At 56.5% G+C, this 24,747-nt stretch carries 15 protein-coding genes and 2 pseudogenes; 13 read left to right on the forward strand and 4 right to left on the reverse strand.

All coding sequences use genetic code 11. The annotated features are described in order from the left end of the window. Positions 1–221: 221 nt before the first annotated feature. From U5G49_RS35475 to U5G49_RS35510, 8 genes are all read left to right on the forward strand, one after another. Entirely contained in the window at positions 222–794 is a 573-nt protein-coding gene (locus U5G49_RS35475) for a hypothetical protein (protein WP_193444975.1), read from the forward strand. Between the two features lie 554 nt (positions 795–1,348). After that, a complete protein-coding gene (ectB, locus tag U5G49_RS35480; protein WP_193444976.1) occupies positions 1,349–2,623 on the forward strand; it encodes a diaminobutyrate--2-oxoglutarate transaminase in 1,275 nt (424 codons plus the stop codon). 294 nt (positions 2,624–2,917) lie between these two features. Next, positions 2,918–7,576, forward strand: a complete 4,659-nt coding sequence (gltB, locus tag U5G49_RS35485; protein ID WP_284199861.1) for a glutamate synthase large subunit — start codon at positions 2,918–2,920, stop codon at positions 7,574–7,576. Positions 7,577–7,813: 237 nt separating this feature from the next. After that, on the forward strand, positions 7,814–9,223 hold the full coding sequence (gene glnA, locus U5G49_RS35490) for a type I glutamate--ammonia ligase (RefSeq protein WP_284199862.1): 1,410 nt from the start codon (positions 7,814–7,816) through the stop codon (positions 9,221–9,223). Positions 9,224–9,307: 84 nt separating this feature from the next. Beyond that, positions 9,308–9,628, forward strand: coding sequence for a thioredoxin (trxA, locus tag U5G49_RS35495; RefSeq protein WP_284199864.1), 321 nt, complete (start codon positions 9,308–9,310; stop codon positions 9,626–9,628). Between the two features lie 300 nt (positions 9,629–9,928). Beyond that, positions 9,929–11,179 (forward strand): D-amino acid dehydrogenase, encoded by a 1,251-nt coding sequence (locus tag U5G49_RS35500; RefSeq protein ID WP_284199865.1) that lies wholly within the window; start codon positions 9,929–9,931, stop codon positions 11,177–11,179. A 33-nt stretch (positions 11,180–11,212) separates the two neighbouring features. Beyond that, positions 11,213–11,593: a RidA family protein gene (locus tag U5G49_RS35505; RefSeq protein ID WP_284199867.1), complete on the forward strand. Its 381-nt coding sequence runs from the start codon at positions 11,213–11,215 to the stop codon at positions 11,591–11,593. A gap of 111 nt (positions 11,594–11,704) precedes the next feature. Then, on the forward strand, positions 11,705–13,180 hold the full coding sequence (locus U5G49_RS35510; protein ID WP_284199868.1) for an NAD-dependent succinate-semialdehyde dehydrogenase: 1,476 nt from the start codon (positions 11,705–11,707) through the stop codon (positions 13,178–13,180). A 195-nt stretch (positions 13,181–13,375) separates the two neighbouring features. On the opposite strand, the pseudogene U5G49_RS35515 reads toward U5G49_RS35510, so the two are convergent. Next, positions 13,376–13,662: pseudogene (locus tag U5G49_RS35515) on the reverse strand (alanine racemase C-terminal domain-containing protein); the annotation flags it as partial. A gap of 97 nt (positions 13,663–13,759) precedes the next feature. After that, positions 13,760–14,656 (reverse strand): annotated as a pseudogene (locus U5G49_RS35520) (IS630 family transposase). Positions 14,657–14,940: 284 nt separating this feature from the next. Between U5G49_RS35520 and U5G49_RS35525 the strand changes: the two are divergent. After that, positions 14,941–16,122, forward strand: a complete 1,182-nt coding sequence (locus U5G49_RS35525; RefSeq protein WP_284199869.1) for a M20 metallopeptidase family protein — start codon at positions 14,941–14,943, stop codon at positions 16,120–16,122. Between the two features lie 146 nt (positions 16,123–16,268). Continuing rightward, entirely contained in the window at positions 16,269–17,438 is a 1,170-nt protein-coding gene (locus U5G49_RS35530; RefSeq protein ID WP_284199871.1) for a M24 family metallopeptidase, read from the forward strand. Positions 17,439–17,531: 93 nt separating this feature from the next. On the opposite strand, the gene U5G49_RS35535 is transcribed toward U5G49_RS35530, so the two are convergent. After that, a protein-coding gene (locus U5G49_RS35535; RefSeq protein ID WP_193445991.1) for an IS3 family transposase occupies positions 17,532–18,619 on the reverse strand; the annotation gives its coding sequence in 2 pieces (ribosomal slippage) (positions 17,532–18,358 and positions 18,358–18,619; 1,089 coding nt in all). Between the two features lie 874 nt (positions 18,620–19,493). Between U5G49_RS35535 and U5G49_RS35540 the strand changes: the two genes are divergently transcribed. From U5G49_RS35540 to U5G49_RS35550, 3 genes are all read left to right on the forward strand, one after another. Beyond that, entirely contained in the window at positions 19,494–20,597 is a 1,104-nt protein-coding gene (locus U5G49_RS35540) for an ABC transporter substrate-binding protein (RefSeq protein ID WP_284200519.1), read from the forward strand. A gap of 149 nt (positions 20,598–20,746) precedes the next feature. Beyond that, positions 20,747–21,841, forward strand: coding sequence for an ABC transporter ATP-binding protein (locus tag U5G49_RS35545; protein ID WP_284200520.1), 1,095 nt, complete (start codon positions 20,747–20,749; stop codon positions 21,839–21,841). 16 nt (positions 21,842–21,857) lie between these two features. Continuing rightward, positions 21,858–23,630: an ABC transporter permease subunit gene (locus U5G49_RS35550; protein ID WP_284200521.1), complete on the forward strand. Its 1,773-nt coding sequence runs from the start codon at positions 21,858–21,860 to the stop codon at positions 23,628–23,630. Positions 23,631–23,840: 210 nt separating this feature from the next. On the opposite strand, the gene U5G49_RS35555 is transcribed toward U5G49_RS35550, so the two are convergent. Then, positions 23,841–24,725, reverse strand: a complete 885-nt coding sequence (locus U5G49_RS35555; RefSeq protein WP_284200522.1) for a MurR/RpiR family transcriptional regulator — start codon at positions 24,723–24,725, stop codon at positions 23,841–23,843. Positions 24,726–24,747: the final 22 nt, after the last annotated feature.

Genomic DNA, 24,747 nt, shown 5'->3' on the forward strand with positions numbered 1-24,747 from the left:
GTGCGGACCTGTGTACCGGGACTGGCCCGCCTGGTGCAGGTGCAGGTGCAGGAGAACTACAGGACATGGGACTCGCGGTCATCGGCGTTGCAGCAGATGAGGAAGCTGCGACAGCTGGTGAGGCTGGAGTTCACTGACACGTGGTTAACGGCAAAGTTCCCTAATTTTGACGCAGCTGGCGCACCAGCGAAGAAGCGAACGACCTGACAAAGGAGAACGGGATGGACGCCGCTGAACAATCATTGATCGGTCGCATCTGGGCGGCGATAGAGGCGAAGGATTGGAAGACGGCACTTTCGGCTCTTGACGATGGCGTCAGTGTTATCCCGGACAGCCTCTACCTATTCGAGTTATATGCGGACACGCTACTTGACGAATTGCAAGACATGGAGGCCGGCTGGCTGATGCTACGCAAATTTGTCCGCCTTGCAATTGAGAAGGACTCAAAAGACTGGCTTCTTGGAGCGATGTACCAACTCTTTGACTCATCGCATGATTACTCACGATTTCCCTTTGGTGAACGCTTGTCGATGGGCAAGGAGCTCTCCCAGCACATCCTGGCACTGTGTCAGCGGGAAGATGCCCACTCAAGGGCGGCATACTATGATGCCATGGCCCACTTCTTCCATGAGATCGGCAACAACGACGTGGCAGTGGAGTTGGTCGAAATGGCTGTGACTTTGGTAAAGGGACTGCCCCTTCAAGACGAAGTGAAGCAGCCCCTGCTAGCGCAATTGCTGAAGACACTAGCCGAGTACAAGTGTCACGAAGCACTTCGCAGGGCTCTGTTGTAGGGAGTGGAAACGGAACCTCTTGGCGCTGCTTGGGCGGCGTCCGAAAGAATCAAGGAAGAACCTCCGTCGCGGATACCCCGGCTTGGTGCGATAGTTTTGACAGATTGTAGAGGCTGACAAAGGCAAGCCGTGGTCACTTCTGGGCAGGCGACAAATCGCAATCGATAAACAGCCGGCTGAATCCTTCGATCACACCCGCCTCCCTTGCTGATTAAAAGTAGTCAGCAAAAAGATAAAAGAACTTGCCCAGGAGGTCCGCACGCCACAAGCGCCACCCATGCATGGAGACACGATGTACGGCATTGTCACGACAATTTGCAGGTTCAGCGACATGCCTGCTTCTCTCAGTCCCGTATTTGGGCGCCTAAATAGCTGGCATAGCAGAGATTAAATATGTGTCGACTACAACGAAGCAAACTGGCACGAAACTTGAAAGAAATGGGCCGGACGACGAAAGTTGCCAGGTCATAACCGTTGAGCCAAGCCGGAATTCCGATTGAAACCTGGCTTGTGACAGGAGACCGAAATTGCGGCGGTCAAAAAGGAGTAAGATCGTGTTCGCTGACAACAACTCCAACTCGCTTTCGGTGTTCGAAAACCTCGAATCGAACGTGAGGTCGTATTCGCGATCCTTTCCTACCGTATTCAGGAGGGGCGTTGGAGCCATTCTCGAGGACGAGAAGGGTTGCAAATACATCGACTTTCTCTGCGGCGCGGGCGCTCTCAACTACGGTCACAACGATCCCGAGTTGATAAATGCCACGGTGGAATACGTGAAATCGAATGGAACCATTCATGCATTGGACATGGCAACGTCAGCCAAACGAGAGTTTATGGAGTGTTTTGATGCGACAATTTTGCGCCCACGTGGGTTGAAATATAAATTTCAATTCCCCGGTCCGACCGGCGCCAATGCCGTGGAGGCTGCTTTAAAGCTCGCACGCAAGGTCACTGGACGGCATAGCATAATTTCATTCACCAACGGCTTTCATGGAGTGAGCCTGGGGGCGCTTGCGGTGACGGGTAATCGTTATTACCGCGGTGCGGCAGGCCTTCCTCCAGCCGGCGCCGTATTCATGCCCTATGACGGCTACTTTGGGCCTGATAGAGACACGTCGGAATACCTGGACGAAGTGCTTTCGGATGCAAGCAGTGGCATAGATCTGCCAGCAGCCATCATTTTGGAAACCGTTCAAGGCGAGGGGGGCATAAACGTCGCGAGCGAGAAGTGGCTGCGGTCGGTCGAGCGAATTTGCAGAAAGAACGACATTCTCCTCATCGTTGACGACATTCAAGCAGGATGTGGGAGAACGGGCAGTTTCTTCAGCTTTGAGTTCGCCGGTATATCGCCCGACATAATCGTTCTCTCGAAGTCGCTGAGTGGCTTTGGGCTGCCGCTGTCCCTTTTGCTGCTCAAGCCCGAGTTGGACGTATGGCAGCCGGCAGAGCACATCGGGACGTTCCGAGGCAACAACCTTGCGCTCGTGACAGCGACGGGCGCTTTGAGAAAGTTCTGGGCGAATGAAAATCTATCTGACGATGTCATGGAAAAAGGAAGCATCATGAGCGAGCGCCTGCGGCAGATCGCGCAAAGCACCCAAAATCACAATCTATCCGTCCGCGGAAGAGGCCTGATGCTGGCGCTCGACTGCGCTACAGGCAACGTGGCCGAAAGGATCGTTCGCAAAGCCTTTGATGAGGGGCTTGTGGTAGAGAGATGCGGTGCAGAGGACCAAGTTATCAAGTTTCTTCCACCTCTGACGATTGATGCGCAAACGCTTCAACGTGGTCTGGACATTCTGGACCTGTCTGTCCACGCGAGCGTCTGACTCTAGAAGCCGAAAATGGGACAGAGGCTCAATGCAGGGGTCAGCGAGACATGAACCTTCCTTCGAAGACGCGTTGACGTACCCGATCCTGTAGGTTTCGGACTGCACTCGAGATGATAGTTACTGAATTTAGGAAAGGAGATTTGCGTCGACAGGGCCAGCCGGCGCCGGACCGTTAAATCAATAATGTTGACCTTGCTGAAGCGTGTCATCAGTCCGTCGACGGGAGATTGCCGCTGATATTCCTCGCCGACATCGCTGGTGGGGAAGAGGAGCAGAAGAGGGGCGAAGTCAATGCCAACATTCAGCTCAAGTCCGACAGCCAAGAAGATTGCTGCCAATGCGATCAAGCCTCGTGCCCAGGGCCTCTACGATCCACGCAACGAGCGTGATGCCTGCGGCTTCGGCTTCGTCGCGCATATAAAGGGCCAGAGGTCGCACCAGAACGTCATGGATGGTCTGGGCATGCTCAAGAGACTGACGCATCGCGGCGCCGTCGGCGCCGATCCGCTGATGGGTGACGGCGCCGGCATCCTGGTGCAGATCCCCGACCGTTTCTTCCGCGAGGAGATGGCCGAGCAGGGCATCACCCTGCCGCCGGTCGGCGAATATGGCGTCGGCCATATCTTCATGCCGCGCGACGAAAAGCAGATCGAGCACTTCCAGAAGGTGATCAAGGACGTCACCCCCGAGGAAGGTCTGGTCTTCATCGGCTTCCGCGACGTGCCCGTCGACAATTCCTCGCTCTCCAAGGCGCCGGCCATTGCCGAAACCGAGCCGCATCATGTGCAGGTCTTCATCGGCGCCGGCGAGGATGCCGAAAACAACGACGAGTTCGAGCGCCAACTGTTCAAGCTGGGCAAGGTAATCTCCCACCGCATCAATGACGAGTTCGACGGCGAGGAGAGCAATTTCTATCTGGTATCGTTGTCATCGGTGACGGTCGTCTACAAAGGCATGTTCCTGGCCGATCAAGTCGATGCCTATTACAAGGACCTGTCTGATCCGCGCTTCGAAAGCGCGGTCGCCCTGGTGCACCAGCGCTTCTCGACCAACACCTTCCCGTCATGGAAGCTCGCGCATCCCTACAGCATGGTCGCCCATAACGGCGAGATCAACACGCTGAGCGGCAACGTCAAATGGATGGAGGCGCGCCGCCAGGCCTCGGTCTCCTCGCCGCTGTTCGGCGAGGACATCTCCAAGCTCTGGCCGATCTCCTACGAGGGGCAGTCGGACACCGCCTTTCTCAACGACACACTCGAATTCCTGGTGCGCGGCGGCTATCCGCTGGCGCATGCGGTGATGATGCTGATCCCGGAAGCCTGGGCCGGCAATCAGTCGATGGCGGCCGAACGCAAGGCGTTCTACGAATATCATGCGGCGCTGATGGAACCATGGGACGGACCGACTGCCGTTGCCTTCACCGACGGCAAGCAGATCGGCGCCATGCTCGACCGCAACGGCTTGCGGCCGGCGCGCTACTTCGTCACCGATGACGACCGCGTCATCATGGCGTCCGAAGCCGGCGTGCTGCCGGTTCCGGAGGAGAAGATCATCCAGAAATCGCGCCTGCAGCCGGGCAAGATGCTGCTGATCGATATGGAAGAAGGACGCATCATCTCCGACGACGAGGTGAAGTCGCAACTGGCGACGGCCCATCCCTATCCCAGCTGGCTCAACCGCACCCAGCTCATCCTCGAAGACCTGAAGCCGGTGGAGCCGCGGGCGCTGCGCCGCGACGTGTCGCTGCTCAACCGCCAGCAGGCCTTCGGCTACACTGCGGAGGACCTGGCGATGGTCTTGAAGCCCATGGTCATCAACGGCGAAGAGGCTCTCGGTTCGATGGGCATGGATACGCCGATCTCGGCGATGTCGGAAAAGCCGAAGCTGCTTTACGACTATTTCAAGCAGAGATTCGCGCAGGTGACCAACCCGCCGATCGACCCGATCCGCGAGAAACTGGTCATGAGCCTGGATTCCTTCATCGGGCCGCGTCCGAACATTCTCGACCATGAGGGGGCGCCGAATACCAAGCGGCTCAAGGTTCGCCAGCCGATCCTGACCAATGGCGATCTCGAGAAGATCCGCTCGACCGACCGTTTCGACACCAAGACGCTCGATTTCACCTATGATATTGAGCGTGGCGCCGAAGGCATGCCCGAGATGCTCGACCGGCTCTGCGAGCGCGCGGAAGCGGCCGTCAAGGGCGGCTATAACATCATCGTGCTCTCCGACCGCCAGATCGGGCCGGACCGGATCGCCATTCCCGCGTTGCTCGCCACTGCTGCCGTGCATCACCATCTGATCCGCAAGGGGCTGCGCACCTCGGTCGGTCTCGTCGTCGAGACCGGCGAACCGCGCGAGGTCCATCATTTCTGCCTGCTCGCCGGCTACGGCGCCGAGGCGATCAACCCTTATCTCGCCTTCGACACGCTGCTCGACATGCATGCCAAGGATGAATTCCCGAAGGAGGTGGATGCTTCCGAAGCCGTTCGCCGTTACATCAAGGAGGTCGGCAAAGGCATCCTGAAGGTCATGTCGAAGATGGGCATTTCGACCTACCAGTCTTATTGCGGCGCGCAGATCTTCGATGCAATCGGCCTGCAGTCGGAACTGATCGACAAGTATTTCTTAGGCACCGCGACGAAGATCGAAGGCGTCGGCCTCGAAGCGATCGCCGCGGAAACCGTCGTCCGCCATAACGCGGCCTTCGGCACCGATCCGCTTCTTGCCACGACGCTCGACATCGGCGGCGAATATGCTCAACAAATGGGCGGCGAAAGCCATGCCTGGACGCCGGATGCGGTCGTCGCCCTTCAGCATGCCGTGCGTGGCAATGCCGAGGATCGCTACCGCGAATTCGCCGATATGGTGAACAATTCGGCGCTGCGCATGAACACGATCCGCGGGCTCTTCAAGATGAAGAGCGCCGAGGCGCTCGGCCGCAAGCCGATATCGATCGACGAGGTCGAGCCGGCGGCCGATATCGTCAGGCGTTTCTCGACGGGGGCGATGTCCTTCGGCTCGATTTCCAGGGAGGCGCATACGACGCTGGCGATCGCCATGAACCGGATCGGCGGCAAGTCGAACACCGGCGAGGGCGGCGAGGAATCCGACCGCTACATGCCGCTGGCCGATGGTTCGATGAACCCGGAACGTTCGGCGATCAAGCAGATCGCGTCGGGCCGCTTCGGGGTGACCACCGAATATCTCGTCAATGCCGACGTGCTGCAGATCAAGGTGGCGCAAGGCGCCAAGCCTGGCGAAGGCGGTCAGCTGCCGGGTCACAAGGTTGACGCGACCATTGCCAAGACCCGCCATTCGACCCCGGGTGTGACGTTGATCTCGCCGCCGCCGCACCACGACATCTATTCGATCGAAGATCTGGAGCAGCTGATCTACGATCTGAAGAACGTCACCCCGACCGCCGATGTTTCGGTCAAGCTCGTCTCGGAAGTCGGCGTCGGCACGGTCGCCGCCGGTGTCGCCAAGGCACGCGCCGACCATATTACTATTTCGGGCTCCGACGGTGGCACGGGTGCGGCGCCGCTGACCTCGCTCAAACATGCCGGCAGTCCTTGGGAAATCGGCCTTGCCGAGACCCAGCAGACGCTGGTTAGGAACCGATTGCGTTCGCGCGTCGTCTTGCAGGTGGATGGCGGGCTGAAGACCGGCCGCGATGTCATTATCGGAGCGCTGCTCGGAGCCGACGAGTTCGGCTTTGCCACCGCGCCGCTGATCGCCGCCGGCTGCGTCATGTGTCGTAAGTGCCATCGCAACACCTGTTCGGTGGGTGTGGCGACCCAGGATCCAGTGCTGCGCAAGCGCTTCAAGGGCGCGCCGGAGCACGTCATCAACTATTTCTTCTTCGTCGCCAACGAAGTGCGCGAAATCCTCGCCTCGCTGGGCTTCACCCGGCTCGATGACATCACCGGCGCCTCGGAGCTCCTGGAGAAGGACGAGATGCTGAACCACTGGAAGACGAAGGGCCTCGACTTCAGCCGCATCTTCCACAAGGACGACGCTCCCAAGCAGGAGACGTTCTGGACGAGCCGGCAGAAGCACCCGATCGACGATATTCTCGATCGTGTGCTGATCGAGCAGGCGCAGCCGGCACTGACGGCCAAGACGCCCGTCGCCTTCGAGGTCGGCATCAAGAACGTCAACCGGTCTGTGGGCGCGATGCTTTCCGGCGAGGTGGCCAAGCGTTACGGCCATTGCGGATTGAAGGAAGACACGATCAACGTGACGCTTCGCGGCACGGCGGGGCAGAGCTTCGGCGCCTTCCTGGCGCGCGGCGTCACCTTCAACCTGATCGGCGACGGCAACGACTATGTCGGCAAGGGCCTTTCGGGCGGCAAGATCATCATCCGGCCGCCGGAGAATTCGAGGATCGTCGCCGAGGACTCGATCATCGTCGGCAACACCGTGCTTTATGGTGCGACCGAGGGCGAATGCTATTTCCGCGGTGTGGCGGGCGAACGTTTCGCCGTGCGCAATTCGGGCGCGATCGCCATCGTCGAGGGTGTCGGCGACCATGGCTGCGAATACATGACCGGTGGCGTCGTCGTCGTGCTCGGCGCCACGGGCCGCAACTTCGCGGCCGGCATGTCCGGCGGTGTCGCCTACGTGCTCGATGAGACCGGCGATTTCGCCAGCCGCTGCAACATGGCGATGGTCGAGCTCGAGCCGGTGCCCGAGGAGGACGACATGCTGGAGAAGCTGCATCATCACGGTGGCGATCTCATGCACAAGGGACGCGTCGACGTCTCTGACGACATGACGCGCCATGACGAGGAGCGCCTCTACCAGCTGATCTCCAAACATCTGCATTATACGGGCTCGGCCCGTGCCACGCAGATTCTCGACAACTGGGCCGATTACCGCCCGAAATTCCGAAAGTGCATTCCGCGAGGCCAGGGCCGCTTGCTGGTGAAGAGGGAAAACAAGTGAACGGAAGTGGCAGCGACAAAATCGTTTGGTTTTGTCCGACAATGTCGGGCCATAAACATTGTCCCAGAAAGTTAAAATCCTGTTTTATAAGTGTTTTCCGTTTGGCATTGAAATTGCAAAGATTGGTGTTGAGACAGGCGAGAGGAGAAATCGTCCCGACATCAAGCCCACTGAAAATGCTCCCGCTCCAACGGGTTAAGCTGACTTCTGATCAACACAGAGAAGGACCAGGCAACCATGGATCCCCTAAAAAGGCTGCTCAAGCTTATCAAAGATAACGACGTCGAAGAAATCGACTTCCGCTTCACCGACATGGACGGCAAGTTGAATCACATGACATACGACGTCGCAATAATCGACACGGACATAATGACTGAAGGTCTCAAGATCGACGGTTCGTCCTTTCGCGGCTGGAAGGCGATCAACGAGTCCGACATGACCCTTATGCCAGATCCGACGACCGCCCAGATGGACCCGTTCCTCTCGGTGTCCACGCTGACGATCCTCTGCAACGTTTTCGAACCTGTTACGGGTGAACGCTACAACCGCGACCCACGCGGCATAGCCGAAAAGGCTGAGACTTACCTGCGGACGACTGGAATCGCCGACAAGGTGAATGTGGGTGCCGAGCCCGAATTCTTCGTCTTCGACGACGTCAAGTATCAGGCCGATCCCTACAACACCGGCTTCAAGCTCGATTCCGCGGAGCTGCGGATCAACGGTGATAAGTCTTACGAAGGAGGTAATCTCGGCCACCGCATCCAGACGGAGGCCGGCTATATGTCAACGCCGCCGCAGGATTCTGGTCAAGAAATGCGCAGCGAGATGTCAGCACACATAAGATCGATGGGTGTGACAGTCGAAAAGCACCACCACGAAGTGGCTCCTGCCCAGCACGAGATCAGCACGAACTTCAACACCCTGGTTCGCTGCGCCGACGAGATGCAGATCTACAAATATTGCGTCCGCAATGTCGCTGAACTTTACGGCAAGACGGCGACATTCATGCCGAAGCCGGTCATTGGTGTGAATGGCTCGGGCATGCACGTGCACCTATCGTTGTGGAAGGGCGACAAGCCGATCTTTGCTGGCGACGAATATGCTGGCCTCTCCGAGACCTGCCTTTTCTATATCGGCGGGATCTTCAAGCATTCCAAAGCGCTCTGCGCCTTCACCAATCCGTCGACGAACTCCTACAAGCGTCTCGTCCCGGGTTACGAAGCTCCTGTGTCGCTTGCCTATTCGGCCCGCAACCGCTCGGCCGCCTGCCGTATTCCGTCTGGCTCCAATCCGAAAGAAAAGCGTGTGGAAGTCCGCTTCCCGGATCCGGCCGCTAATCCCTATCTCGCCTTCGCGGCCATCCAGATGGCCGGTCTTGATGGCATCCTGAACAAGATCGATCCCGGCCCAGCGATCGACAAAGACCTCTACGAACTGCCGCGGTGCGAAAAGTCAAAAATTCCAACCGTCTGTGGCTCGTTGCGCGAAGCAGTCGAAAGCCTCGACAACGACCGCGCGTTCCTCAAGGCCGGTGGCGTGTTCGACGACGATTTGATCGACAGCTATATCAAGCTGAAAATGGAAGAGATCACTCTCTTGGAGACAACCCCGCATCCGGTTGAGTTCCAGATGTACTATTCCGCCTAATGACAGAAAGGAGCGTAACATTCGGCGACATCATCATATTGAGATTGCACAATCACATGACACCCTAATTTGAAGGAGCCACCCATGTCCGTCTTTGAAGTTGATAAAGAGAACTTTCAGTCAGAAGTTCTGGAATCCGAAAAACCTGTTCTGGTCGATTTCTGGGGCGATGGGTGCCCCCCCTGCAAGATAATTGCTCCGGTCCTCGAAGAACTCGCCGTCGAGTTCGAAGGAAAGGTCAAATTCGCCAAGCTGAATGCCTATGAGAACCCAGAACTCGCCGCGCTGTACGGGGTAGAGTCTATTCCGACCCTTGCAATCTTCAAGCGCGGCGAACTTGTCGATATCTTCGTCGGTGCAAAGCCGAAGTCCGATATCTCGAACTGGATTCTGAGCGCTGTCTAAGCTGAGTCATATCGACCAATTGCTATCCATTGTTGAAAAGGCCGGTGCGACCGGTCAATTTCTATCTCAGTTGCCATTTCGAGGGTGCCATTGTCGGCTAGATGCGAGCTTTGAGGAGGTTGTCCATCCGGAGACCGGAGTTACTACACCTCGATTTTCCAGGATCACTCCGAATGAACGTCCGCAAGAATGACCGACAGACACGGCTGCATCGAGAGGAAATGGCTTTGGCCGTTGCCTCGACGACCGCTACCATAGGCAATATCGTCAGGAGCTGTGGGTTCATCTATTGGGGTCATTATGAGGGTCATCGTTCTAGGCGCCGGCATTGTTGGCGTCACCTCCGCTTACCAGCTGGCAAAGGCTGGTCACACAGTCACCGTTGTCGACAGGCAGAAAGGTCCGGCGCTTGAGACAAGCTTTGCCAATGCAGGCGAAGTTTCCTTCGGATACTGCTCGCCTTGGGCAGCGCCAGGTATTCCGATGAAGGCCTTGAGATTGCTATTCATGAAACATGCGCCGTTGATCCTGCGGCCTAAGATTGATGGCGCCATGCTGTCATGGCTCTTAAAGATGCTATCGAACTGCACTTCCGAGCGCTATGCTCTCAACAAGAGCCGCATGCTGCGGCTGGCCGACTACAGCCGTATCGCCCTCGCTGCTCTGCGCAACGAGACAGCCATCGAGTACGACCAACGTATGCAGGGAACGCTGCAACTCTTCCGCACACGGGCACAGCTCGATGCCTCCGCCAAGGACGTCAAGGCGCTTGCAGCCGACGGCATTCCCTACGAGGTAGTCGATCGTGATGCCTGCGCTCGCATTGAGCCGGCGCTTACGTATGTCCGTGACAAGATTGTCGGCGGCCTGCTAACACCGAAAGACGAAACCGGCGATTGCTTCAAGTTCACCAGTGCGCTTGCCACAAAGGCAGAGCAGCTTGGAGTTCGGTTCTCCTGGGGTGCGGAAATAAGGGGCTTGGATATCGAGGCCGCTCGTGTCCGCGGTGTTGTCACAAACGGGGAAATGATACCAGCAGATGCGGTTGTCGTGGCACTCGGCAGCTACTCCCCGTTACTTCTCAAATGCCACGGCATCAAGCTCCCAGTTTATCCGGTCAAGGGCTACTCCCTGACGATCCCTATCACTGACCCCTCGCGGGCGCCGGAATCGACGATCATGGACGAGACCTACAAGATCGCGATTACGCGTCTTGGTGACCGTATCCGTGTCGGGGGCATGGCAGAAATCTCCGGCTATACGAACGACCTGGGCCTAGCCCGCCGGAGCACCCTCGAGCATTCCGTCATGGATCTTTTTCCCGGTGGCGATGTAAAAGAGGCGACATTCTGGTCGGGTCTTCGCCCGATGACACCGGATGGAACGCCGACGATTGGTCACACCAAGATCGCGGGCCTCTTCCTCAACACCGGACACGGCACACTCGGTTGGACGATGAGCTCTGGCTCGGCCCGAGTCATCGCTGATCTCGTGTCCGGTCGAAAGCCCGAAATCGACGCAACTGACCTGGCGGTTAGCCGCTACGCCTAAACCACTGTCAGAAACCTCACGGAGGATAAAACTTTGATTGAACAAATTTCCACGACCGACGCTCCTGGAGCCGTCGGCCCATACTCACAAGCAATCAAGGCCGGCGATCTACTCTTTGTTTCGGGCCAGCTACCAATTGATCCGGCCACAGGCGAGTTCAATTCCGTATACGCCGTGGAGCAGACCGAGCAGTGCCTGAGCAACCTTCAGGCGATCGCTAAAGCCGCCGGTACTAAATTGTCGAGGACGGTCAAGACGACCGTATTGCTCACCGACCTTGGTGACTTCATCGAGGTCAACCGCGTTTACGCGAGCTTTTTCTCACCCCCCTTTCCCGCTCGCGCATGCTACGAGGTAAAGGCCCTTCCAAAAGGCGCGAAGGTCGAGATCGAAGCTGTCATTTCCCTGGTTTGATCGACCACAACAGCAAGGCATGTAGCCGGGGCGCTGACCGTCATCGCTCCGGTTTTGCTGTTCTGGACGGACGGGAAGAGACATGATCGGGGCACACCCGGAGGACGAGGAATGACACTAACGACAGCATTGACGCGTCGCCTGAAACGACCGGAGCTATTCCGTGATCTTGCCAATGACCTTGGTTCTTCGTCCGCGGATCTACGCAAGAGATTCGCCGTGCTGAACCCCTCCACCGGAGAATTGCTGGCCGAAGTACCGGACATGAGTGCCGATGATGCTCGGCTCGCCATTGAAAGAGCTCACGCCGCGCAAGAAGCGTGGGCTGGGCTGACCGCTCGCGCGCGATCAAATTTGTTGTGGAACTGGCACCGGCTGATTCTTGAACACAGCGACGATCTAGGGGCTATCCTGACCGCGGAGATGGGAAAGCCGCTGGCAGAGGCGAAATCAGAAGTTTTGCATGCGGCCGCCTATGTGCAATGGTATGCTGAGGAAGCTAACCGCATTTATGGCGAAACCATTCCGGCTCCATCGATTGATCGACGAATGCTGGTCGTCAAGCAGCCGGTTGGTGTGGTCGGCGCAATCACCCCCTGGAACTTTCCAGCCTCAATGGTGGCACGCAAGATTTCGCCGGCTCTTGCTGCCGGTTGTACCGTCGTCCTCAAGCCCGCTGAGCAGACGCCACTAATCGCCGCGGCCATGTTCAACCTGGCAAGACTGGCTGGCTTCCCCCATGGTGTATTGAATCTAATCTATGCGTCGGAAGGTGACGTGATTGGCCGCGAGCTCTGCTCCAATTCTAAGGTGCGGAAAATTAGTTTTACCGGTTCGACAGAGGTCGGCCGGTTGCTCATGCGCCAGTGCTCTGACCAGATAAAGCGTATCAGCTTCGAACTCGGCGGCAACGCCCCTTTTATCGTCTTCGAGGACGCCGAGATCGATGCTGCGGTTGACGGAGCGATCCAGGCTAAATTCCGCAACGCGGGACAGACCTGCGTATCCGCCAATCGGATTTACGTTCAGTCTCGAGTCTATGCTAAATTTGCGGAGAAGTTCACCGAGCGCGTGCGGTTGCTCAAGGTCGGAGACGGGTTTGATCCTAATGTCACGATTGGTCCGTTGATCAACGAGGACGCACTCACAAAGATTGAACTGCACATCACGGATGCGGTGCAGAAGGGGGGAAGGGTTCGCTGTGGCGGTCGCCGCTCTGCATCCTTTGGAACATTCTTCGAACCAACTGTGATCACGGACGTCGACAAAACCATGCGTGTGGCCCAGGAAGAGACGTTCGGACCGCTTGCACCACTCTTTCGCTTCGACGACCCCGATGACGTGGTTCGCGATGCGAACGATACAATCTACGGCTTGGCGGCCTACTTCTACGCTTCCAACCTCAAGCGGGTCTGGCACGTCGCTGAAGCGCTGGAATATGGCATGGTTGGCATCAACACCGGCCGCATGTCCTCCGAGGCCGCGCCGTTCGGCGGCGTCAAGCAATCCGGCATAGGACGCGAGGGTTCGCGACATGGCCTGGAAGACTACGTAGATATGAAATACCTGTGTATGGGCGGCCTTTAGAGCTCAAAGATGTACTGGGTACGTGCGGCACATCTTTTGTTCGAAGAACTTAGGGACTGCAAAGCTGGATACATGAGCTCACGGCTCACTGACCCGAAGCCGCTTATCCCGTCTGTTCAATGTTCCGAGCCCACTCACAAAAGGAACAAAAATGCTGTGCTGAACCGCGCCGGGTTTGCCGGAGGCTCGTGATCTGTCAATGGAAACCTGTCCTACAACCGGCAGGCGCCACCGCGACCGCTTAGGCTCTGCGCCGGCATAGCCTGCCGCGATCGTGGCAAGGCGTGTTCATTCTCCGCGATGTGAGTGCCGCTGTATCCGCCTTTGCGCCGGCAGGCACCGTTCGCGTCTGAACGACCGCAACATCGAGCTCAATCACTCGCTCCATTGGGTTTGGCATGCTGGAGCTCGGTGAACCGCCGTAAGGGCGATACCCGTTGACCGTGATAGTTTTCCCCGAGGAAGATCCCGCTGGAGTTTGCAGCGGGGTTTAGATCGCTCTCTATTCGCCCGACTGAAACCACTGGCACTCGCGTACCCACCCAACGTCCAAGCGTGAAATTCTAGAGCAGATGCTGTTTAATCTGGGTCATATCCTGCGGCCTTGAAGTAGTTGGCGCATTCTGCCGGCGTGAAGCGGGGCATCAAGGCGCCCACCGCAGGCCACAAAGCGTCGATCTTTCGCTCTACCCGAGCCCGCAACATGGCCTTCAATTTCGAGAATGCGTTCTCAATGGGATTGAAGTCAGGACTGGCATCGCGCACACTGGCTGTTTTGTGCGCAGGCAGATTATCCATCGCCACGACGTCCCCGGTCCGAAAGGTTGGCAGCAACACCTGCTCGACATATGCCCGGAAGACATTGCCGTTCATTGCTCCGTCGTAGACGAAGGGGGCGGTCATGCCTGTGAGGCGCAGCGCACCGGTGAACGTCGTTGTTTTCCAATGGCCGTGCGGCACGCCTGCTCGACAACGCTCGCCTCGAATTGCGCGTCCGCGCAGGCGCGCCATTTTGGTCGACGGTCCGGTCTCGTCTATAAAGATCAGCTTTTCCGGATCGAGATCGAGCTGGCCATCAAACCAGGCTCGCCGGCGCTTCAGGACATCCAGTCGATCCTGCTCCAATGCATGTGCGGACTTCCTTTAAACGTCCACCGGCGGCGTCGCAGCCAAGCACCGATCGCACTCCGGCTGATGCCGACCTGCCGCTCAACGCACAGACGCTCGACCATTTCGTCGAGCGTCACGTCCTTGCGATCGTCGATCATCTCGACAACGAACGCCTCGTGTGCATCCAAGCTCGAGGACCGTCGCCAACCTTGCGGCCGGGATGACGGTTCACCATCGCTGGCCCTTGCGATCCAGCGGATTGCCGTCGAAATCCCAACCCAAGGCGGCAGCCTGCCGTGCAGACATGCCCGCCGCAGACGCTTTCAATACGCGTAACCGAAGATCATCGCTCAGTGCTCGTGCCATCATCCACCTCTCCGCTGTGGATGTTGAATCAGCTTCGCCGCGCCACGTCACCTCACAATCGATTCATCGAGCGCAGGATCTGCTCTAATCCGTTGGAGGAAGGCCTTTCATCGCCTGCCAAAGTGAGAGCCGTACGGGGCCAATCTGGCCTCCCCGGCTCGTCAGATAAAACACTTGACGCACAAAACCAAATATTGCATCAATTGATGCATATACAACTCTTTCAACGTCACGCAGCTGATAAGTTCGCGGATCAGTCACGCCGGGAAGACCAAGGGATTAAAGTGAACGTTTTGACCAACAACCTGCTGTCAAAAACCGAGTGTGATGCGGTTCTGAAGTTACGACATGCAATGCATCGCGAGCCAGAACTGTCGAACAATGAGTGGAAGACCCAAAAAAGGATTATTGAAACACTGGAGGCGTTCGGCCTCGCTGGAGCGAAGACCTTTCATAATACCGGTGTTTATATAGATATCGAGGGGGCCGCTTCCGGACCCGGTCGTTCGGTGGTGCTCCGGGGCGACATTGATGCGCTCCCGATTCATGAAGAACGGGACGACCTCCCGTATAAATCCCGGGTGCCAGGCGTAATGCACGCTTGCGGCCACGACGTTCACGGATCGATCGCCTTGGGTACAGCCCTTGCTTTCCATCGAATGCGACAGAACTTCTCGGGTAAAGTGCGCGTCATTTTTCAGCCAGCGGAAGAGGCGGAACCGCTTGGGGGCCGAAGTGTCGCGGAGGCGAAACTGCTTGATGGTTTCGACTTAGCTATTGGGCTTCATGTACATACAGATATTCCAGCAGGTTCCTACGGCGCACGTGCCGGCGCTGTGACCAAATCTTCCGACCAATTTGAGGTGGAATTCATTGGAACTATGGCCCACGGGGCAAAGCCGAATGCGGGCGTCGATGCGATTTCCATTGCCGCAGCCTTCATTAATGAGGTCCAAAAGGTGGTGTCGCGGGAAATGCCCGTAGACGATGGCGCGATTATCACCATCGGCACCATCCATGGGGGCGAGGCGACCAACATTATCTGCCCGTCGGTCACGTTGACGGGGACGATCCGCACAAGCAGTTCCGAGCGCAGGACCCTGTTAGTTCGAAGAGTCGGTGAGATGGCTGAAGGGGTGGCGTCTATGCATCGCGGCCGCGCTCGGTTTTCATCGCTTGCAGGCGAGCCACCCGTCATCAACGCCGCCGACCTGGTCGCCCGTTTCCGTGAAACGGTCAGCAAAGTGGCAGGCAAGGACAAGTTCGTCGAACGACCGGCAAGCTCGGGAAGCGATGACTTCGGCTATTATTCTGATCTGCTGCCGTCCATCTATTTTTGGATTGGCAGTCAGGAGCCAGGCAACGATACAGGGGTGCATACGCCGACCTTTGGCGTGTCCGACAAGGTCGTGATCCCCGCTACGGAACTGGCGGTTCAATACTGCTTAGACCTCATACGCGAATGAATTTGCGTCGTCGCCGCTCCTATGTTCGGCGTGGTGACCCTCGGTGCCGGAGCGGCTCGATGATCCAAATCATCCGGGTCCTCCGAACCCCAGCGAGCGAGGCGAGCTCGTAGTAGTTTTTTCATGATGGCAGAGGAGTCGATGTTATGGCTATGCCCAAAGGGTCGCAAGCGTTTCCGCGGAGCGAATATTTGCAGCGCCTGTCCGCCGTCAAGACGGAAATGGGACGACGGGAGGTTGATTTGCTTGTGGTAATATCACCGGCGAACATTACCTATTTGACAGGTTATACCTCAAAGTCAGGCTACGTGCCACAAGCCCTACTAGTCTCATTCAGAGAAGAAGAGCCGACGTTCATCACGCGTCGAATGGATGCGCCAGCAGCCGTCCACCAAATGTTCATCGATCGCAGTCGTGTGGTCGGCTATGCCGAGGATCTTATCGCAAACCCCGATAAAGATGGCTGGGATGCCGCGATCGATCTCCTGCTTGATAGCGGTCATGGTCGGGGGTGCGTAGCAATCGAGGCACAGTTCCTGCAGGGCCCAACAATCGAAAAGTTCAGGAAGAGAGCGCCTGAAGCGAAAGTAGTTGATTTCGGCAACGCGATCAGTTGGATCAGAGGTGTCAAATCCGACCTTGAGATCATTGCTATGCGCGAAGCGGGAAAAATCGCGGACTCCGCCATGCACCGTGCTAAGGAGGTCATTCGGCCGGGCGTTAGCGAAGCTCATGCGTCCGCAGAGATTATTGCGGCGCTAATTCGTGGCGCAGATGGCAAGGTTGGGACCGATGTGGCCCCCTTCCACCTATGCGCCTCGCCCCGCACGTCGACATGTCATCTCTCTTGGACCGAAGACGTCTTTCAAGATGGTTCTCAAGTCAACTTAGAGATTGCTGGGGTGCGTCACGGATACACTTCAGCGCTCATGCGAACCTTCTCTATCGGTAAGCCCTCTGATCGTCTCCGGCAGCTGCACGACGGCGAGGCAGCTGGGTTGGAGGCTGCACTTGATGCCGTGAGGCCAGGCGCTACCTGTGGGGATGTGGCCGCCGCGTTTACCACAACGCTTCGTAAACACGGCTTCGAGAAGGAGTCTCGTTGCGGCTACGCCATGGGAATTAATTGGACAGAGCCGACCGCTAGCTTGAAGATTGGTGATCCCACAGTTCTGGTACCAAACATGACTTTTCACCTGATGCTTGGGAACTGGATTGACGAAGATCTCGGCTACGTAATCAGTGAGACCTTCCGTGTTACCGAGAATGGAGCGGAGGTGTTCGGCTGCTTCCCACGAGAAATCGTCCAGATTTAACGTTCCGTCATTGCCGGATGCTCAGAAGGGCAGGTGCGCGGCCACGATCGATATGGTAGTCCTCCCCGTTTTAGCGGGGTTCAGCGGTAGAATTCACGCGGCCATTTTCAGTTTCTGAGCGGGTGTGATGCCGCCAATGCCCATGTTGGGCCGTTCGTGGTTATACGTCCAAAGCCACTTCGTGGCGATCTCCTGCACCTCCGTTATGCTGTCAAAAATATACAGATCGAGCCATTCATGCCGGACAGTTCGGTTATAGCGCTCGACATAGGCGTTCTGCTGAGGCTTGCCGGGCTGGATGTAGTTCAATGCGATGCCTTGGGTCTCTGCCCATTCGACCAGTTTCGAACTGACATATTCAGGGCCATTATCAACCCTGATTGCCAGCGGCTTGCCCCGCCATTCGATGATCTGGTTGAGGCTGCGCACGACCCGCTCGGCAGGAAGTGAGAAGTCAACCTCGATCCCCAGTCCCTCTCGGTTGAAGTCGTCCAACACGTTCAGAAGCCTGAACTGGCGACCGTCCGCCAAGCGATCCGCCATGAAGTCCATCGACCAGATCATGTTCGGCGCTTCGGGCACCGCCAGTTCCTCTGGCTTCTCGCGCTTCAGTCGCCGCCGGGGCTTGATCCTGAGGTTCAGCTCAAGCTCCCGGTAGATGCGGTAGACGCGTTTGTGGTTCCAGCGATGGCCCTGGACATTGCGCATATACAGGAAGCAGAGACCGAATCCCCAGGTCTTCTTCACCTTCACAAGCCCAAGCAGCAGATCGGCGATCTGATCGTTGTCGAAATTACGTTGGGGACCATACCGATAACACGTCTCGCTGACGCCAAATGTCCTGCATGCCAGCGCGATACTTACACCGCGTTGCGCCACTGCTTTCTCGGCCAGCTCTCGGCGCTGAGATGGCCGCGTCATTTTTTTCCGAGAGCCTCCTTCAGCAGATCGGCTTGCATGCTCAAGTCGGCATACATCCGCTTCAATCGACGGTTCTCGTCCTCAAGAGCCTTCATCTGGCTCATCATCGAGGCGTCCATGCCCCCATACTTTGCCCGCCACTTGTAAAAACTGGCACTGCTGATGCCATGCTCCCGGCAAAGCTCAGGTACGGGGACACCGCCTTCCGCCTGGCGCAACACAGCCATGATTTGGGCTTCGGTAAATCGGCTCTTCTTCATCAAAATCTCCTCGAGCATCTTGCCGAGAAAATTCTACTTTTGAAGCCCCTTATTCGCGGGGAGGACTACCATATCACTGCATCGGCTATAGGGAACTTCATCCTGTTGCCGACTACTTTAGTATATCTTCCTCGGGCACTTGGTGAAAACCACGTTCGTCGATCGAACTCTTTTTTGCTGGAGTTTTGCGATGACCGATTCAACCCGGCTGGGGATCAGTTATCGCAGCGAGCGAGGAAAAAACCTCGTCACGTAAGCTGCCGAGAATGCAGCTCTGGCAAAACCTCACCGGTTCAGACGAAGTAGGTGCGTCGGTAGAAAGCCGACACAATAGTTGGCGCCCGAAGAACCGAACATAGCGCATGCGAACTAATCCAGGCTAGCAGTAACGGCATTCAGATGGCCGCTGCGACAGCTAATCTCGCACGCCAATGCTATCATGATCTTCTGGCCAATTTTCCTCACGCCAATATTTGCTCTGCGTTACACCGATCAGCCTGTCAAACCGGGCACATACTGAAGCCAGTTTACACGTCTTGGTGATCCCGATAGATAATACGCTTGACGCATAATGCTAGACTTAAAACATTTGTTGCAATTGTCGTCGTATTGGGTTAGGCATTGATAAAGGGCTTGCTTGAGCAAGCAATCGGACGCTCAGCGTTTGGGATCAGGCCGCCGGTGTTTACCGTGTCGGTGTCGAAATGGGAAGGATCCGGGCCGCTGCTACGCACCACACCCGGTGTCACGAGGCACGCGCAGTTTTCCAGCGGCCGGGCTGTCAGTGGCGTCATCATGCGTCGCGGCGCTTATGCATCGGCAATTGGAATCCGCTTGCAACAATGTGCAAGGGAACAACAGAGGGAGAACGAAAATGACCTTTCTAATAAATCGCAGGCGCTTGATGCAGGCGACATCATCTGTAATCGCGGTGGGAGCGTTGTCCTCCGTAGCCGGTCGTGCGCGAGCAGCGTCCACTGGCGAGTTGAAGGTCAACATGAGCGGCGGAAATTGGGGCGACGCGGTGATGAAGGCATACGTAAAGCCTTTCGAGGAGGAAACTGGCGTCAAAGTCACACCTATATTGGCGGATTTCACATCGACGCAGATCGCAATGATGGTTGATACTAAGAACGTCTCAGCCGATATCGTTAATTTGGGCCAAACGCATGTGCATCCTCTAAGTGCAAAAGGATACCTCGAGAAGGTTGATTACTCTGGTTGGAAAAAGGACGACTTAGAAGCCATCGCCGACTACGCGAAACAACCGAACGGCTTTGCCTCCTACGTCTACTCTTATAACATGGTGTGGAATACTAAGAAATTCCCCGCAGGGAAACCGCGTCCGACGTCGTGGGCCGAGTTCTGGGATGTGGAGAAATTCCCAGGCGTCCGGTCTCTCTTTACCGGAGAATATGGAACCGGTCCTTGGGAAGAGGCGCTGCTGGCCGACGGTGTTCCTATGGACAAACTATATCCGCTGGACATTGACCGAGTCTTTGCGAGCCTCGTTAAGATCAAGCCGCACATTCGCAAATGGTGGACGGGTGGATCCGAAATTCTCCAGATAATGCGGGACAATGTTGCCGAAGTTGTGCAGTCCTACGACGGTCGGGCGCTTTCCCTTATCGATGAGGGCAGCCCGATTGAGATCAATCGGAACCAGGCCAAGCTGACAACCGACTATTGGGTCATTCCGAAGGGCAGCTCAAACACGCAAAACGCTCAAAAGTTCCTCGAAATCACCGGCCGTGCCGACCGGCAGGCCGCTTTCGCTGAACTGATTGCCCAGGCTCCGACCAACAAGAACGCCTTTAAGATGATACCTGACAATGTTGCGCGAAAGCTTGCGTCGCATCCAGATTATGCAGCCTCCAGCTTCGCCCTGGATGCAAAGTGGTATGCCGAGGCAGGACCGGATGGAAAACCGAACAAGGATCGGCTTGTCGAGCGCTGGAACGAGTGGATTCTACAGTAGTCCAATTCGTGCCAACGATGTATCGGCGGCGCTCATCAAGCCGGTCGCCTTTCTGGTTCTGATTTGATCAGATAGCGCCGTCCAATCCCACTGCCTACTTTTTGGGACTACGCGTCTGTTGGGCGCGTGGTCCTAACGGAGTATTCGAAATGGCCTTGAAAATGAAAAGTTACCTTCCTACCGAGGACGAATTGTTGGAGAAAGCCCCAGTTCCCGCCCAGATTGAGTTCTGCAACGTCACTAAGTTATATGGGGCGGTTGCGGCGGTCAAAGATATCTCGCTCTCGGTGTCTCGTGGCGAGTTCTTGACCATACTGGGGCCGAGTGGGTCGGGGAAAACCACAGCGTTGATGCTGCTTGCTGGGTTCACCACTCCGAGCGAAGGAGATATCCTGATCGCCGGGAAATCAGTCTCGGAAGTTCCGTCTTATCGACGCGATCAGGGAATTGTATTCCAAAGTTACGCACTTTTCCCGCACTTGACCGTCGCCCGCAACCTCGAATTTCCACTTGAAATGCGTGGTGTCAATAGCGCGGAAAGGGCGAAGCGGGTTAGCCGGATGCTTGAGCGCGTCCGCCTCAGTGAATTCGGTGGTCGCATGCCGTCCCAATTGAGCGGGGGTCAGCAACAGCGCGTAGCCCTTGCGCGCGCCTTGATCGCGGATCCGCCTATCCTGCTGCTCGATGAACCGCTTGGCGCACTTGACCGAAATCTGCGCGAGCAGATGCAGATTGAAATCAAGGATCTTCACCGGGAATTTGGGAAGACGACTATCTGTGTGACCCACGACCAAGAAGAAGCGCTCACCTTGTCTGATCGCATCGTGGTGATGAGATCTGGGCAGATAGAGCAAATCGACACGCCCGAAGCCTTATACGACCGTCCGAACACGCGCTTTGTCGCAAACTTCCTGGGCGAGGCCAACGTTTTGGAAGGCGCAGACTTAAAGGTTCAATCCGATGTCGTGCCTTCGCCCGGAATGGTCGCAATGCTCCGACCCGAGCGCATTTGCGTCAACGCGCCGACTGGGCCGAGGCGCAGCGATGCGGAGCACAGGCAATCTGTTGCCGGCGTCATAGAAGATATGATCTATGCCGGTCCCTTGAGAAAATACAGGGTACGTGTTGGCGACACAGTTCTGATCGCTCGAGAGCACGTCGCCTCCGGGCAAGAGGTGTTCGGCGCAGGCGACGAGGTTCGCCTCGACTGGCTTCGATCAGACGTTCGGTTTGTAACCGCCTAAACCCGGGGGCTCGCTAATGACAATGATACGACGATTGCGCTCAAGCCCGGTTCTGTTGACGGTGCCTGCCTTCGGGGTCATGTTCGCCGTATTCGGCATACCGATGATCCTTCTATTCCTGACCAGTCTCAACTCACCAGAATTCTCCCTTGCCAACTATATAGGGTTCTTCGAGAAGAAGTCTTATGTCTTAATTCTCGTTCAGACGCTCAAGATAAGTTTGGTGGCCACTGCAATCTGCCTGCTGATCGGCTATCCCACAGCTTACCTGATTGCTGTTGCAGGCCGGGCGCGACCTGTCCTTATGGTGATGGTGTTCCTGCCTTGGTTGACGAGCGCCCTGGTGCGGACGTACGCGTGGACAGTTGTGTTGGGAGACAATGGGCTTATCAATAGCTTGTTGCTGAACCTAGGTGTTATCGACCGACCACTCACCCTCATTTATAACCGTTTCGCGGTCTATGTCGGGATGGTGCACATCATGCTGCCCATGATGATCTTGCCATTGCTTAGCGTGATGGTGAACATCGACAAAACTCTAATGGCGGCGGCCCGCAGCATGGGCGCAAAGCCTTTCACAGCGTTCTTGCGTGTGTTTCTTCCGCTTAGCGTCCCTGGAATTAGAAGCGGATGCATACTCGTTTTTGTTGTCTGCCTCGGTTTCTACATCACACCGCAAGCGTTGGGTGGCCTTGGCGACACCATGCTCTCTACTCTCATCAATTCGCAGCTTACGACGTCATTGGATATGGCGCCGACTGCCGCTGCTGCCTTCATTCTTCTTGCCGTGGCACTCGTGGTTCTCTCCACGGCAGGCGTAAATCTCGCCAGCTCACACGGTCAATCTGGGTCCGTGGAACACAAGATCAAGGCGAACCGCTGGCTATCACTCTCCAAGGTAAGCCGCTATCTAAATGAACTTGCAACACCGTTCCGGGCTCGGTACTGGGCGACGAAGCTTTATAAAAGTCACAGGGATACCCGTTGGGCAAATCTCATCGGGGCATCGTTTCTTGCACTTGTATTGACCTTTCTGCTGGCGCCGGGACTGATCGTCATCGTGATCTCGTTTAGTCCGGGCGAATTTCTCGAGTTCCCGCCGACAACATGGTCTCTGCGCTGGTATTACTCCTTCTTCCAGGACCCGACGTGGACTGGTGCTCTGTGGAACAGCTTCAAATTCGGGCTTATAGTGAGCGTCGCATCAGCGATAGCCGGTACAATGGCAGCTTTGGGCCTGAGCCGCTGCTCACCCAGTTTCCGTTCAAGCATGACGATGGTTATTCTCACACCGATCACATTTCCGATCATTGTGGTGGCCGTCGCTGTCTATCTTGGCTTGGCAAGAATCGGTTTGGTAGGAACCAGCACTGGCATCATCTTGGGACATATCATCGGTGCGATTGGTTATGTTGTAGTGATTGTCCTCGCCACTCTTTCTGGGTTTGACAGAAGACTTGAACAGGCTGCAATGAGCATGCGTGCCGGGCCGACGCGAACCTTTGTGCGTGTGACATTTCCTCTAATCCGCTCTGGTATTATCGGCGGCGCGCTGTTTGCCTTTCTAGCTTCTTTCGATGAGGTCATCATTACATCGTTTGTCAGCGGCTATGCGATACCGACATTGCCCTTGAAGATGCTCGAAAATTTGAAGCAGCAGGTCGATCCAACGATTGCCGCAGTGGGGTCCTTGCTCACCTTGCTGCCTATTGTTTGGCTGGTGGCTCTATATTTCACTCTATGGCGAGGACGGAGCTCGCTGCAAAACGCTGCCGCGAACCCGGCTTAAGGCTTAAATTGAGGCCAGTCCTGGTTCAAATCTGGGGCTGGCATTCCCCATCGCCTGCCAATCTATGGTCAGGACGCAACTCGGCAAATAGAATCATCGTCGATCGTGCGGAAGTCGGCCTATCGTCTGGCTGGGTATCGAAGCGAGCGGCTCCGAAACTCAGACTGAGGTATGAAGCGACGCCCACACGTTGGTGGTCTATCAGGCTCTTCAGATTTTTCGACGCGGTATAGATGCAGAGTAGGTATTCATCGAAGAGAGATAGCTGTCGACGCGCTTGAGCTCCTTTAGCGCCGCCTTTCGATCGTGGCTTGCCAAAAGCCCGCATAGCACCTCTGAAATTGCCAAAGCCGGTGTCAATGTATGGAAGAAGGTATGGCTCTCGGTTGGAAACAGGACTGCATGCTCGGCAATCGTAACCAGTGGTGAAACCTCACTGTCCGTGATCGCGAGCACGCTCATACCTTTCTCAACGGCGGCTTCCGCGACTTCTAGCGTATAGCGAGAGTATGGGTTTATTGAAACGGCCAGGAGAACGTCATCAGTCGTCGCGCGAATGAGCGCGTCGCCGCCCGTGCCGGCAGGACCGTCCAAATGGACTGTCTTTTCACCTAATAACGTCATCACGTAATGAAAGTGCCAGGCGACCGAATGGCAGGAACGCAGGCCAAGAACATAAACTCTTCGGGCTGTGGCTAAACGCTCAGCCAGCTCGTTCAGTTTTGAAAGCGTTTCCGGCTCGCATAGCCGGGCAATCTGGGCTGAAATGCTCTGGAGCATAAGGTGCGCGAGGCCCTCATCATTCGATCCAGCTTCGTCTCTTTGCATCGCGCGTGCTGCAAAACCGTCCGCATTTACGCGGATGACGTCAGCATGTTGTACGCGGAAGTCTTCATAACCCGGAAAGCCAAGAAATTTTGCAAGGCGCGTCATGGTCGAGGGCTGGACACCCGCATTGCGCGCCAGTTCGCGCATCGAGACGAGCGCGACCTCTTGTGGATGCTCGAGAATATGGCGAGCTGCTTGTTGCAACTGCTCGGACATGTCGTCGAACCGTTCGATGATGTGCGAGTGGAGTGGACCCTTTTGCAACATTTGCCTCACAATGACTTTGATG

The organism is Rhizobium indigoferae (assembly GCF_034554815.1).
In the GTDB taxonomy this organism is placed as follows: Bacteria; Pseudomonadota; Alphaproteobacteria; order Rhizobiales; family Rhizobiaceae; genus Rhizobium; species Rhizobium leguminosarum.

Bases quoted from the DNA above. Each gene is read 5' to 3' on its own strand.
- gltB (WP_284199861.1), top strand. From the start codon at position 2,918: ATGCCAACATTCAGCTCAAGTCCGACAGCCAAGAAGATTGCTGCCAAT.
- trxA (WP_284199864.1), top strand. From the start codon at position 9,308: ATGTCCGTCTTTGAAGTTGATAAAGAGAACTTTCAGTCAGAAGTTCTG.
- U5G49_RS35530 (WP_284199871.1), top strand. From the start codon at position 16,269: ATGGCTATGCCCAAAGGGTCGCAAGCGTTTCCGCGGAGCGAATATTTG.
- U5G49_RS35500 (WP_284199865.1), top strand. From the start codon at position 9,929: ATGAGGGTCATCGTTCTAGGCGCCGGCATTGTTGGCGTCACCTCCGCT.
- U5G49_RS35550 (WP_284200521.1), top strand. From the start codon at position 21,858: ATGACAATGATACGACGATTGCGCTCAAGCCCGGTTCTGTTGACGGTG.
- glnA (WP_284199862.1), top strand. From the start codon at position 7,814: ATGGATCCCCTAAAAAGGCTGCTCAAGCTTATCAAAGATAACGACGTC.
- U5G49_RS35555 (WP_284200522.1), bottom strand. From the start codon at position 24,725: ATGTTGCAAAAGGGTCCACTCCACTCGCACATCATCGAACGGTTCGAC.
- U5G49_RS35545 (WP_284200520.1), top strand. From the start codon at position 20,747: ATGGCCTTGAAAATGAAAAGTTACCTTCCTACCGAGGACGAATTGTTG.
- U5G49_RS35475 (WP_193444975.1), top strand. From the start codon at position 222: ATGGACGCCGCTGAACAATCATTGATCGGTCGCATCTGGGCGGCGATA.
- U5G49_RS35540 (WP_284200519.1), top strand. From the start codon at position 19,494: ATGACCTTTCTAATAAATCGCAGGCGCTTGATGCAGGCGACATCATCT.
- U5G49_RS35510 (WP_284199868.1), top strand. From the start codon at position 11,705: ATGACACTAACGACAGCATTGACGCGTCGCCTGAAACGACCGGAGCTA.